This window comes from Paenarthrobacter sp. NyZ202, from assembly GCF_049860755.1.
GTDB lineage: Bacteria > Actinomycetota > Actinomycetes > Actinomycetales > Micrococcaceae > Arthrobacter.
Window position 1 is genome coordinate 2,330,753 of record NZ_CP187556.1, and the last position, 12,358, is coordinate 2,343,110.

The 12,358-nt window shown below is 63.7% G+C and carries 13 protein-coding genes; 12 read left to right on the forward strand and 1 reads right to left on the reverse strand.

Annotated elements, in window-relative coordinates; all coding sequences use genetic code 11:
• Positions 1 to 70: 70 nt before the first annotated feature.
• The 12 genes from ACPFL9_RS10775 to ACPFL9_RS10830 all read left to right on the forward strand — a co-directional run bounded on the left by ACPFL9_RS10775 (position 71) and on the right by ACPFL9_RS10830 (position 11,601).
• Positions 71 to 787, forward strand: a complete 717-nt coding sequence (locus ACPFL9_RS10775; RefSeq protein WP_426002582.1) for an HAD hydrolase-like protein — start codon at positions 71 to 73, stop codon at positions 785 to 787.
• Positions 774 to 1,442 (forward strand): lysophospholipid acyltransferase family protein, encoded by a 669-nt coding sequence (locus ACPFL9_RS10780; RefSeq protein ID WP_426002584.1) that lies wholly within the window; start codon positions 774 to 776, stop codon positions 1,440 to 1,442. The genes ACPFL9_RS10775 and ACPFL9_RS10780 overlap by 14 nt, the downstream gene beginning before the upstream one ends.
• A 54-nt stretch (positions 1,443 to 1,496) precedes the next feature.
• Positions 1,497 to 3,509 carry an excinuclease ABC subunit UvrC gene (gene uvrC, locus ACPFL9_RS10785; RefSeq protein ID WP_426002585.1) on the forward strand — a complete coding sequence of 671 codons (2,013 nt, stop codon included), beginning with the start codon at positions 1,497 to 1,499 and terminating at the stop codon, positions 3,507 to 3,509.
• A gap of 110 nt (positions 3,510 to 3,619) precedes the next feature.
• Complete coding sequence (rapZ, locus tag ACPFL9_RS10790) at positions 3,620 to 4,543, forward strand: RNase adapter RapZ (RefSeq protein ID WP_426002587.1); 924 nt, start codon at positions 3,620 to 3,622, stop codon at positions 4,541 to 4,543.
• Complete coding sequence (locus ACPFL9_RS10795) at positions 4,543 to 5,559, forward strand: gluconeogenesis factor YvcK family protein (RefSeq protein WP_426002588.1); 1,017 nt, start codon at positions 4,543 to 4,545, stop codon at positions 5,557 to 5,559. Before rapZ ends, ACPFL9_RS10795 begins: the two co-directional genes overlap by 1 nt.
• Before the next feature lie 13 nt (positions 5,560 to 5,572).
• Positions 5,573 to 6,553 carry a DNA-binding protein WhiA gene (gene whiA / locus ACPFL9_RS10800; RefSeq protein ID WP_018777554.1) on the forward strand — a complete coding sequence of 327 codons (981 nt, stop codon included), beginning with the start codon at positions 5,573 to 5,575 and terminating at the stop codon, positions 6,551 to 6,553.
• Between the two features lie 175 nt (positions 6,554 to 6,728).
• Positions 6,729 to 7,352, forward strand: a complete 624-nt coding sequence (locus ACPFL9_RS10805) for a superoxide dismutase (RefSeq protein ID WP_426002590.1) — start codon at positions 6,729 to 6,731, stop codon at positions 7,350 to 7,352.
• Between the two features lie 269 nt (positions 7,353 to 7,621).
• Positions 7,622 to 8,632, forward strand: coding sequence for a type I glyceraldehyde-3-phosphate dehydrogenase (gene gap, locus ACPFL9_RS10810; RefSeq protein WP_426002591.1), 1,011 nt, complete (start codon positions 7,622 to 7,624; stop codon positions 8,630 to 8,632).
• Positions 8,633 to 8,641: 9 nt separating this feature from the next.
• Positions 8,642 to 9,868 carry a phosphoglycerate kinase gene (locus ACPFL9_RS10815; protein ID WP_426002592.1) on the forward strand — a complete coding sequence of 409 codons (1,227 nt, stop codon included), beginning with the start codon at positions 8,642 to 8,644 and terminating at the stop codon, positions 9,866 to 9,868.
• A gap of 78 nt (positions 9,869 to 9,946) precedes the next feature.
• A complete protein-coding gene (gene tpiA / locus ACPFL9_RS10820) occupies positions 9,947 to 10,762 on the forward strand; it encodes a triose-phosphate isomerase (RefSeq protein ID WP_426002594.1) in 816 nt (271 codons plus the stop codon).
• 36 nt (positions 10,763 to 10,798) lie between these two features.
• Positions 10,799 to 11,056, forward strand: coding sequence for a preprotein translocase subunit SecG (secG, locus tag ACPFL9_RS10825; protein ID WP_426002595.1), 258 nt, complete (start codon positions 10,799 to 10,801; stop codon positions 11,054 to 11,056).
• Positions 11,057 to 11,205: 149 nt separating this feature from the next.
• Positions 11,206 to 11,601, forward strand: coding sequence for an RNA polymerase-binding protein RbpA (locus ACPFL9_RS10830; RefSeq protein ID WP_426002596.1), 396 nt, complete (start codon positions 11,206 to 11,208; stop codon positions 11,599 to 11,601).
• Here ACPFL9_RS10830 and pgl read toward each other — a convergent pair.
• The gene (pgl, locus tag ACPFL9_RS10835; protein WP_426002598.1) at positions 11,554 to 12,324 is read right to left on the reverse strand and encodes a 6-phosphogluconolactonase; all 771 of its coding nucleotides are present in this window, start codon (positions 12,322 to 12,324) and stop codon (positions 11,554 to 11,556) included. The genes ACPFL9_RS10830 and pgl overlap by 48 nt on opposite strands.
• Positions 12,325 to 12,358 lie beyond the last annotated feature (34 nt).

The window sequence follows — 12,358 nt, forward strand, 5'->3', positions numbered from 1 at the left end:
ACGCCCTGGAAGTATTCCGGTAGCGGCATGCGAGTTTCAGGCATGCCGCTACTTGTGGGAAACTAACCCGGTGACTCAAACAAAGGTGCCCGTAATCTTCGATCTGGACGGCACCCTTGTCGATCCTGCAGGCGGAATCACAGGCGGCATCTCAGCTGCCCTTCGCGAAATGGACCTTCCTGTCCCGGATCAGGCTGTCCTCAACGCCATGGTGGGCCCGAAACTCAGTGATTCGCTCCTGAACCTTGCAGAGGTGCCTGCTGAACTGGTGGACCAAACCATTGCCCGTTACCGGCGCCATTACCGGGAAACGGGGATAGCCCAGAGCAAGCTGTACCCGGGCATCTACGATCTCCTGGAGTTTTTCGCCGAATCCGGACGGCCGGTAGCCGTGGCTACACAAAAGCCCCAAGGCATCGCCCGGCTGGTACTGGAGCACCACAACATTGCGGACTTCTTTGTCTCCATCCGGGGTGCCGCCGACGACGAATCGCTCTCGGCCAATACCGCGCCGGGAAAAATCGAGATAGTTGGCGCGGCCCTGGCTGATCTCCACTCCCAGCCGGCCGTGATGGTGGGTGACCGGCATCAGGACGTGGCCGGGGCCATGGCCAACGGGCTCGACTGCATAGGCGTGAGGTGGGGCTTTGCCCCCGACGGCGAGCTGGAGGAAGCCGGCGCCGTCGCCGTCGTCAACTCGACGGCGGAACTGAGAAACAAAATTGAAGAACTTGACGCTGTCCGTGCGGCGGCACTGAGCGAGGTACAAAACGATGGCAGTCTTTGATGCGATCCGGTGGACGACGCGGGGCCTGATTTCCACCACGTGCAGGCCGACCGTCGTGGGATTGGAGAACGTTCCCACGGACGGCCCGTTCATCGTTGCACCGAACCATCTCTCGTTTCTGGACAGTGTCATCGTCCAGGCCTTGATGCCACGGCCCGTGGCCTTCTTCGCCAAGGCGGAGTACTTCACCACCAAGGGTGTCAAAGGCGCCGTCATGAAGTCCTTTTTCGAAGCTGTCGGCTCCATCCCCGTGGAGCGTGGTGAACAGGCGGCCAGCGTCCAGGCGCTGAAGACCCTCCTGGACATCCTTGAAGCCGGCAAGGGCATCGGCATTTATCCCGAGGGCACGCGTTCGCGGGACGGCATCCTGTATCGGGGACGGACCGGAGTCGGGTGGCTGGCGCTGACCACCGGTGCCCCGGTCATTCCCGTGGGCCTGATCGGAACCGAGAAACTGCAGCCTGCCGACAAGAACGCCGTGCGGCCCCAGCACTTCACCATGAAGGTCGGCGAACCGCTGTACTTCGACAAGACCGGCCCTGACCACTCCCTTCCTGCGCGCCGGGAAGTGACGGACAGGATCATGGATGCCATCGCCGCATTGAGCGGACAGGAGCGGTCCACAAGCTACAACCAGAGCAAGTCGCTCGACTAGCGGCGGCTGGTCTCGCTGGCGGGGGAGGCCTGCCCCCTTCACTAGACTGGAGTCGTGGCACATCCAGCAAGTTACCGACCCAAAACGGGTGAAATTCCCACCAATCCGGGTGTATACCGGTTCCGCGACCCCCACGGCCGGGTCATTTACGTCGGCAAGGCAAAGAACCTCCGCTCCAGGCTGAACTCGTACTTCGCCAATCCGGCTGGACTGCTGCCCAAGACCCACGCCATGGTCCACGCCGCCAGCAGCGTGGAATGGACTGTGGTGGGCAGCGAGCTGGAATCGCTGCAGCTGGAATACACATGGATCAAGGAATTCAAGCCCCGGTTCAATGTCATGTTCCGGGACGACAAGTCGTATCCGTACCTTGCCGTCACCATGGGCGAGAAGATTCCCAGGGTGCAGGTCATGCGGGGGGAGCGCAAGAAGGGCACCCGTTATTTCGGTCCCTACACGGCCGGTGCAATCCGCGAAACCATGGACACCCTCCTGCGCGTCTTCCCGGTCCGCAGCTGCAGTGCCGGCGTCTTCAAGCGCGCGCAGGCCAGCGGCCGCCCTTGCCTGCTGGGTTACATCGATAAGTGCTCGGCGCCGTGCGTGGGCCGCGTGACGCCAGAGGAACACCGCGTGCTTGCCGAGGACTTCTGTGCGTTCATGGGCGGCGAAGCCAAGCGCTTCATCAACCGCCTGGAAAAAGACATGGCCGCTGCCGTTGCCGAGCTCGATTATGAGCGGGCAGCCGGACTCCGGGATGACATCATTGCGCTGAGGAAGGTCTTCGAGCGCAATGCCGTGGTCCTGGCCGAGGATACGGACGCGGACATCTTCGCCCTCCATGACGACGAGCTGGAAGCGTCGGTGCAGGTCTTCCACGTCCGCGGTGGCCGGGTCCGCGGCCAGCGCGGCTGGGTGGTGGAGAAGGTTGAGGACGCCACGACGCCGGAGCTCATCGAACATCTCCTGCTGCAGGTCTACGGGGAGGACAGTGAAGTCCAGGGCAGGCTGCCACGTGAAGTCCTGGTCCCCGAGACACCCGCCAACCAGGCCGAACTGACCGAGTGGCTCAGTGGATTGCGCGGGGCGAAGGTAGACATCCGGGTACCGCAGCGCGGTGACAAGGCCGCCCTCATGTCCACGGTCAGGGAGAACGCCGAACAGGCCCTGAAGCTCCATAAGACCCGCCGTGCCGGTGACATCACGGTCCGTTCCCTGGCCCTTCAGGAACTCCAGGAGGCCCTGGAACTGCCCGTGCCGTTGCTGCGCATCGAGTGCTTCGACATTTCGCACGTGCAGGGGACCAACGTGGTGGCGTCCATGGTGGTCGTGGAGGACGGCCTTCCCAAGAAGTCCGACTACCGGAAGTTCTCCATCACAGGGCCGGCCGCAGCAGATGACACCGCGGCCATGCATGACGTCCTCACGCGCCGGTTCCGCCACTACCTCAACGACAAAGTTGCCCAGGTGCCTGTCGCCGGAGAGATCGCCGGCCCCGCCGGTACTGGTGCCGGCGACGCACCCGGTGTGCCGGCGTCGGACACCACCACTCCGGCACCCAAAGCGAAGTTCGCTTACCCGCCCAACCTGGTGGTGGTGGACGGCGGCCAGCCGCAGGTGAATGCGGCAGCGCGTGCCTTGGCTGATCTCGGGATCGACGACGTCTACGTGGTTGGCCTGGCCAAGCGGCTGGAAGAAGTGTGGCTGCCTGACAGCGACTTCCCGGTGATTCTCCCCAGAACCTCACAGGGCCTTTACCTCCTGCAGCGGATCCGGGATGAAGCCCACCGCTTCGCCATCACCTTCCACCGGCAGAAGCGCGGCAAGGCCATGACAGTGTCCGCGCTGGACGGCGTTCCAGGCCTGGGGGAGGCCAAACGGAAGGCCTTGGTGTCCCATTTTGGCTCGTTGAAGAAGATCAAGGCAGCGAGCGTGGAGGAACTGACGTCCGCCAAGGGCATCGGCCCTGCACTGGCCGCCGCAGTCGTCCAGCACCTGGGCTCACAAGCCGGGGAGGCCGAAGCAGCTCCCGCCGTGAACATGACCACCGGCGAAATCATCGAATCTTAGCTAGGGTAAGAACTTGACCGGTGGCCTCAGGCTCGATGCCGCCGGTCCTGCGTGCGTCGCTCCGGCGGCGGCATGCTGCATCAGCCACTTCAGTGAAACGGGGACGACGCATGGACGACTCGACGGCAGGATCCGGCACGGAGCAGGACGGACTCACGCCCGTCAAGCCCCCGGAGGCGGAACTGCTGGTGGTCACCGGCATGTCCGGGGCAGGCCGAAGCACCGCCTCGGACGCCCTTGAAGACCACGGCTGGTACGTGGTGGACAACCTTCCCCCACAGATGCTGGGCACGCTGGCCGAGATCGTCTCGCACGCGCCCAAGTCCATTCCCAAGCTGGCAGTGGTGGTGGATGTCCGCAGCAAGGATTTGTTTACGGACATCCAGACCGCGTTGGGAGCCTTGAGCGCCAGCGGGATCACGTTCCGGGTGCTGTTCCTGGATGCCAGCGACGACGTCCTTGTCCGCAGGTTCGAGCAAGGCCGCAGGCCCCATCCGCTGCAGGAGGGCGGGCGCATCCTGGACGGTATCGGCATAGAGCGGGAGGTCCTGCGCGAGCTCCGCGAGCACGCGGACATTGTGCTGGACACTTCCGACTTCAACGTCCATGGCCTGGCAACGGCCATCACGGAACTTTTCAGCGACACCGGTCCGGTCACGCTGCGCTTGAACGTCATGAGCTTCGGTTTCAAGTACGGCCTCCCGGTGGATGCCAACTTCGTGGCTGACGCCAGGTTCATTCCCAACCCCCATTGGGTCCCGCAGCTCAGGCCGCATACGGGACTGGACCAGGACGTCAGCGACTACGTACTTGCGGCCAACGGCGTCCACGAGTTCGTGGACCGTTACGTCCGCGCCCTGGAACCTGTCCTGGACGGCTATCGCCAGGAAAACAAGCACTACGCCACCTTGGCGGTGGGCTGTACCGGAGGCAAGCACCGTTCGGTGGCAGTCGCCGTCGAGCTGTCCAAGCGGTTGGCGCAATATCCGCGCGTCACCGTCACCACCACCCACCGCGATCTGGGCCGGGAGTAATGGGCGTCCTGACGGGCCCGCTGCCGCTGATCCCGCCCAAGGGCGTACCCGGCAGCCAGCAGCATAAGAGCCCCACCGTTGTAGCACTGGGCGGGGGCCACGGCCTTGCCGCGTCCCTGTCCGCACTGCGGCTGCTCACGTCCGAGTTGACGGCGATCGTGACGGTAGCTGACGACGGCGGTTCGTCCGGGCGTCTGCGGGAGGAGTACGGCGTCCTCCCGCCCGGGGACCTGCGGATGGCGCTCAGCGCGCTCTGCGATGACACCGACTGGGGCAGGACGTGGCGCGATGTCATGCAGCACCGTTTCAATGCCGGTACGGCAAAGGGTGGCTCCCTGGACCACCACGCCATGGGCAATCTGCTGATCGTTACGCTGTGGGAACTCCTGGGGGACACGGTGGCGGGCCTCAAATGGGCAGGTGCCCTGCTGGGTGCACGCGGCCAGGTGCTGCCGATGTCCAGCGTGCCTTTGACCATTGAGGGCCAGGCCCGGGTGGAGTTGCCGGATGGAGGCCACGAGCTCCAGACGGTACGGGGCCAGGCCAAATGCGCCGTGGCGGGCAAGCTGGAGGACGTCAGGCTGTTGCCCGAGGAAGCTCCGGCATGCACCGAGGCCCTGACAGCCATTGAGCTGGCCGACTGGGTGATCCTGGGCCCGGGTTCCTGGTACACCTCGGTCCTGCCGCATTTACTCCTGCCGGAACTCCGCCAGGCCCTGGGGAGCACTGCTGCCAAGCGCTGCCTGACCATGAACCTTGACATGGAAACCAAGGAGACATCGGGTATGACGGCCGCTGACCATCTGGATGTCCTGCGCCGCTACGCGCCCGAATTCAGCGTGGACGTGGTCCTGGCGGACCCGGATGCCATAGCGGACCTTAAAGCTTTCGAGAAAGCTGCGGGGATGATTGGCGCGGAAGTTGTGTTGGGTAAAGTAGGGGCTTCGAGGCGCCGCCCCGTCCATGATCCACTGAGGCTGGCCGCGGCGTACCACGACATTTTCGGGAACAGTTAGGAACACACACGCGATGGCATTAACCGCGTCGGTCAAGGACGAGCTGTCCCGGCTGGACATCAAGAAATCGTCCGTTCGCAAAGCCGAAGTTTCGGCTATGCTCCGCTTTGCCGGCGGCCTGCACATCATCTCCGGACGGATCGTCATAGAGGCAGAGGTCGATCTTGCCTCCACCGCCCGCCGGCTGCGGGCGGCCATCGCCGAGGTCTACGGACACCAGAGCGAGATCATCGTGGTCTCCGGTGGGGGACTGCGGCGCGGCAGCCGTTATGTTGTCCGCGTTGTCCGGGACGGAGAAGCCCTGGCCCGGCAGACCGGCCTGCTGGATGGGCGCGGCCGTCCCGTCCGTGGCCTGCCCTCTGTGGTTGTCAATGGTTCCGCAGCCGACGCAGAGGCCGTCTGGCGGGGAGCCTTCCTGGCCCACGGATCATTGACGGAACCGGGCAGGTCGTCATCCTTGGAAGTGACGTGCCCAGGGCCGGAATCAGCCCTCGCATTGGTAGGGGCTGCCCGCCGGCTGGGCATCCAGGCCAAGGCCCGGGAAGTCCGCGGCGTGGACAGGGTGGTCATCCGGGACGGTGACACGATTGCCGCCCTGCTGACCCGGATGGGAGCGCACGATGCCCTCATGGTCTGGGAAGAGCGGAGGATGCGGAAGGAAGTCAGGGCGACCGCCAACAGGCTGGCCAATTTCGACGACGCCAACCTGCGCCGTTCCGCACAGGCTGCCGTGGCTGCCGGCGCCCGGGTTGACCGGGCACTGGAGATTCTTGGCGACGATGTGCCGGACCATCTCAAGTACGCAGGTGAGCTTCGTGTGGCCCACAAACAGGCCAGTCTTGACGAACTCGGCCGCCTGGCAGATCCGCCCATGACCAAGGACGCCATAGCCGGCCGGATCCGGCGACTGCTGGCCATGGCCGACAAGCGCGCCCTGGATCTGGGTATACCGGGCACAGAAGCAAATGTGACTCCCGAAATGATGGACGAGTAGTCCGCACCCATAGAATCGGGAAAGTGCGGAGGAAATACTGCAAGGCTGCTGCGGGTTGTTTCCCTCAGGGGCCGGAACAGTCTTCCTCCCCAAGGATTTCCGGTTGGTCAGCCAGCCGGATGGATAGTACGAGAATGACCAAACCGGACTACGGTCCACGACATTGGAGGATTTCGTGACAGAGTACGTTCTGCCCGAGCTCGGCTACGACTACGCAGCACTCGAGCCGCACATTTCGGCGAAGATCATGGAGCTGCACCACAGCAAGCACCACGCTGCCTATGTTGCCGGCGCGAACAACGCCCTCGCGCAGTTGGCTGACGCCCGCGACAAGGGTGACTACGCCAACATCAACCGCCTCTCCAAGGACCTCGCGTTCCACACCGGTGGCCACATCAACCACTCCGTGTTCTGGAACAACATCTCCCCGGACGGCGGCGACAAGCCCGAGGGTGAGCTCGCGGCCGCGATCGACGACGCTTTCGGATCCTTCGACGCCTTCCGCGCGCAGTTCACGGCAGCAGCTTTGGGCCTGCAGGGCTCCGGCTGGGCCTTCCTGGCCTACGAGCCCATTGCCGGCAACCTGCTGATCGAACAGCTCTACGACCAGCAGGGCAACGTTGCCGTCGGCACCACCCCGCTGCTCATGCTCGACATGTGGGAGCACGCCTTCTACCTGGACTACGTCAACGTCAAGGCTGACTACGTCAAGGCTTTCTGGAACATCGTGAACTGGGCAGATGTCGCCAAGCGCTTCGAAGCTGCCCGGGCCAACGCCACGGGCCTCATCGTCCTGTAGTTGGTGAGCCCTCGTTGACACGGGTGTAACAAAAGTCACTTTTATAGTGAATTAGGGCCAAATGCTGAAAAGCCTGCCCCCGCAGTTGCGGGGGCAGGCTTAGTTAAACGTAAGATGGATCACGGAAGGCGGTTAGCCTTCAGCAACGTGGCTGGTCGCCCTCCGATCTGATAATCACCTCTGCCCAATGACGTGCGGGGTCTGTTGGTTGGACCTCTAATCCAACTCACGAGGCGTGCTTGCAAGAGCACCAAGGAGATTGACAAACAGTGACCACCCGTATTGGTATCAACGGCTTCGGCCGCATCGGCCGCAACTACTTCCGCGCAGCGCTGGCCCAGGGCGCAGACCTTGAGATTGTCGCCGTCAACGACCTCACCAGCCCCGAAACCCTCGCCCACCTCCTGAAGTACGACTCTGTCGGCGGCCGTCTGACCCAGTCCGTTGAAGTCGTGGATGGCAATATCGTCGTGGACGGCAAGGCCATCAAGGTCCTCGCCGAGCGTGACCCCGCAAACCTTCCCTGGGCCGACCTCGGCGTCGACATCGTGATCGAGTCCACCGGTTTCTTCACCCAGGCCGCGGCCGCACAGAAGCACATCGATGCTGGTGCCAAGAAGGTCCTCATTTCCGCTCCGGCAAGCGACGAAGACATCACGATCGTCATGGGCGTCAACGACAACCTCTACGATCCCGCCCAGCACAACATCATCTCCAACGCCTCCTGCACCACCAACTGCCTCGGCCCGCTGGCCAAGGTAGTCAACGATGCCTTTGGCATCGAACGCGGCCTGATGACCACCGTGCACGCCTACACGGCGGACCAGAACCTGCAGGACGGCCCCCACAAGGACCTCCGCCGTGCCCGTGCCGCCGCCGTCAACATGGTTCCCACGTCCACCGGCGCCGCCAAGGCAATCGGCCTGGTCCTCCCTGAGCTCAAGGGCAAGCTGGACGGCTACGCCATCCGCGTTCCCGTGCCGACGGGTTCCGCCACGGACCTCACCGTCACCGTTTCCCGCGAAGTCACCGTGGACGAAGTCAACGCTGCAGTCAAGGCGGCGGCTGAGTCGGAGCAGTGGGCAGGCATCCTCACCTACACCGACGCGCCGATCGTTTCTTCCGACATCGTCGGCGACCCGGCATCGTCGATCTTCGACTCCGGGCTGACCAAGGTGATCGGCAACCAGGTCAAGGTTGTGTCCTGGTATGACAACGAGTGGGGCTACTCCAACCGCCTCGTAGACCTCACGGAGCTTGTCGCATCCAAGCTGGGCTAGGGTAGACACATGACATCTCACACCCTCAACGAACTCATCGCTGAAGGTGTCCGCGGGCGGTACATTCTGGTCAGAAGTGACCTCAATGTGCCGCTCGACGGCTCTACAGTGACCGATGACGGCCGTATCAAGGCATCCCTCCCGGTCCTCAAGAAGCTCTCGGACGCCGGTGCCCGTGTGCTCGTAACCGCCCACCTCGGCCGCCCCAAGGGTGCACCCGAGGAAAAGTACTCCCTGAAGCCTGCAGCAGCCCGCCTCGCGGAACTGGCGGACTTCACGGTGGCATTGGCCGACGATACTGTTGGCGAGTCCGCCAAAGCCCGCGCAGCGGCGCTCCAGGACGGCGAAGTCCTGATCCTGGAGAACGTCCGCTTCGACGCCCGCGAGACCAGCAAGGACGACGCCGACCGCGGCGCGTTCGCGGACGAACTCGTGGCCCTCACCGGCGGGAACGGGGCATTCGTGGACGATGCTTTCGGTGCAGTGCACCGCAAGCACGCCAGTGTCTTCGACGTCGCCACGCGGCTTCCGTCCTACCTGGGCGACCTCGTCCACACAGAGGTCGAGGTCCTGCGCAAGCTGACCACCGACACCCAGCGCCCCTACGTGGTGGTCCTCGGCGGCTCCAAGGTATCCGACAAGCTCGCCGTCATCGACAACCTCATCGGCAAGGCTGACACCATCCTCGTCGGCGGCGGCATGCTGTTCACCTTCCTGGCGGCCAACGGCTGCAAGGTTGGCGGCAGCCTGCTCGAAGAAGACCAGATTCCTGTTGTCCAGGACTACCTCAAGAGGGCAGCCGACGCCGGGACGTCGTTCGTCATTCCGACCGACGTCGTGGTTGCCAACCGCTTTGCCGCGGACGCCGAGCACGAAGTCGTAGCAGCCGACGCCATCGAGGAGAGCTCCTTCGGCGCCTCCGGCATCGGCCTGGACATCGGACCCGCGACCGCCACCGCCTTTGCCGCACAGATCGAAGGCGCCAAGACCGTGTTCTGGAACGGCCCGATGGGCGTGTTCGAGTTCCCGGCTTTCGCCGGCGGAACCAGGGCAATCGCCCAGGCACTGACGGACACTGTCGCCTTCACGGTGGTTGGTGGTGGAGACTCTGCCGCCGCCGTCCGCACCCTGGGCTTCGAGGACTCACAGTTCGGGCATATCTCCACCGGTGGTGGGGCAAGCCTGGAGTACCTTGAAGGCAAGGAACTTCCGGGCCTGAGCGTCCTGGACCGCTGACCAGCAACCAGCCGGCAGGGTGCATCACAGCGCCCTGCCGGCTGTTTCCTTAATCCCCTGAAATCTTTTGGAGTTCATGTGACTACCTCTGCCAACGGCAACTTTGTCCGCAAGCCCTTCATCGCAGGCAACTGGAAGATGAACATGGACCATGTCCAAGGCATCACCCTGCTGCAGAAGCTGGCGTGGACCCTCTCCGACGCCAAGCACGACTACAAGCGGGTCGAAGTTGCTGTCTTCCCGCCGTTCACCGATCTCCGCGGCGTACAGACCCTGGTACAGGGCGACGACCTCGAAGTTGTCTACGGTGCTCAGGACCTCTCCCAGTTCGATTCCGGCGCGTACACGGGTGACATCTCCGGCCAGTTCCTGAACAAGCTGGGTTGCTCCTACGTCCTGGTAGGCCACAGCGAACGGCGCACCATCCACCATGAGTCCGACGAAGTCCTGAACGCCAAGGTCAAGGCAGCGTTCCGTCACCAAGTCACCCCCGTCCTTTGTGTCGGGGAAGGCCTCGAGGTCCGGCAGGCGGGCACGCACGTGGAGCACACGCTTGCACAGCTGCGCGCAGGCGTCGAAGGGCTGACCGGCGAGCAAGCGGCCGAACTCGTGGTGGCTTACGAGCCCGTCTGGGCCATTGGTACCGGTGAAGTCGCAGGTCCCGGCGACGCCCAGGAAATGTGCGCCGCCATCCGGGATGAGTTGGCCAGGCTCTTTGATGAGTCGGTTGCCCTCAAGACGCGCCTGCTCTATGGAGGGTCGGTCAAGGCCAACAACGCGGCTGCCATCATGGCTGAAGCTGACGTTGACGGGCTCCTTGTGGGTGGCGCCAGCCTGGACCCCGCCGAGTTTGCTAACATTGTCAGGTTCGAGAGCCACCTCGTGACGGACTAGTCCGGCTCCCGTTTTCCGCTTCTTCGAAAGGCCGTTGTGGACGTTCTCCAAGTCATCCTGCAGATTCTGCTTGGTGTAACCAGCCTGCTGCTGACGCTGCTCATCCTGCTTCACAAGGGAAGGGGCGGCGGGCTGTCCGACATGTTCGGTGGCGGTATGAGCTCCGGACTGAGCTCCTCCGGTGTTGCTGAGCGGAACCTCAACCGCTTCACCATCATCCTTGGTGTCACCTGGGGCCTTGTCATCATCGGGTTGGGCCTCATCATGCGCTTCACCTCCGGCGGAGATTCGTAGCCAAAGCCTGAGGCTTTCCATGTATTCACGACGGCGGCACCCGGAAGACGGGTGCCGCCGTCGTACACCCCGCATTACAATGGGCGTGTCGGCCGCAGGGCCGACTGGCCGCCACGGCCCACCACCTCGTCGCCCAGGGGGTTCAAACAATGGTTCATGGCACGCCCGGCTACCGGGGTACCCGCGCAGGAGTTGCGCTTGGTTCCGGAGCAAGGAATCACAGCGATCCAGGCGAAGCTGAGCAATTGCCGCGTATTCGTGTCCCCTATTGGTGCGCCAAGGGACATGAAACGCGGCTTATTTTCCTTAAGCTGCCCGACGATCAGATCCCCAAGACCTGGGATTGTCCCAAGTGCGGGCTGACCGCGGCCAGGGAGCCGGGAACTGCCTCACCAACCCGGCCGGACGACGAACTGTATAAATCGCACCTGGACTACGTTAAAGAAAGACGCTCCAGCCAGGACGCCGAAACGGTCCTGGCTGGAGCGCTGGAGCGGTTACGCGCCGGCCGGGTCCTTCCGGACCAGTTGCTGGGGGACGCGTGAAGCAGCGTTCTCGTCGATAAGCCAGAGGGTCCGGGACCGACCCACAGGACCGGCAGCCGGTACCTGAACCGGGTTCGCCCCGGCAAGTGCCAGGCCTACCGCACCTGCTTTGTCCTCGCCTGCCACGACCATCCAAATTTCCTGGGCGGTGTTGATCGCCGGCAGGGTAAGGGACACGCGCGACGGCGGCGGCTTGGGTGAATTTTCGACGCCCACCACAGTCCGGCCCTTTTCGCGGATACCGGCTTGTTCGGGGAAGAGCGACGCCACGTGTGCATCAGGTCCTACGCCAAGAAGCAGCACATCGAACCGTGGCAGGTCTGACGGACTTTCCGGCCGGTCGTCAGACATGTCGGCTGCGTGTTCGGCTTCTGCTGCCGCCTTGAGTCGCGCCGCGTAGTCATCGGCCGCCTCCTGCGCCGTGGCGAAATCGTCTGAGGAGCCGGGCTCGTGGACACGGGCAGGATCGACAGGCAACTGCGACAGCAGTGCGTGGTGAGCCTGACGGGTGTTCCGCTCGTCGCTGTCGGCAGCGACGAAGCGCTCGTCCCCCCACCAAAAGTTCACCCTGGACCAGTCAACTGCAGGAGCTGCGGCAGAGTCCGCTACAGCCTTGAGCGTCCCGATGCCCACGGTGCCGCCCGTCAGGACAACCGTGGCTTCGCCGTGCTTGTCCTGTACGTCGACAAGCTTGGTGATCAGGCGTGCCGCAATGGCAGCCATCAACACCTTGGAGTCGGGATGGATGCTAACTCTT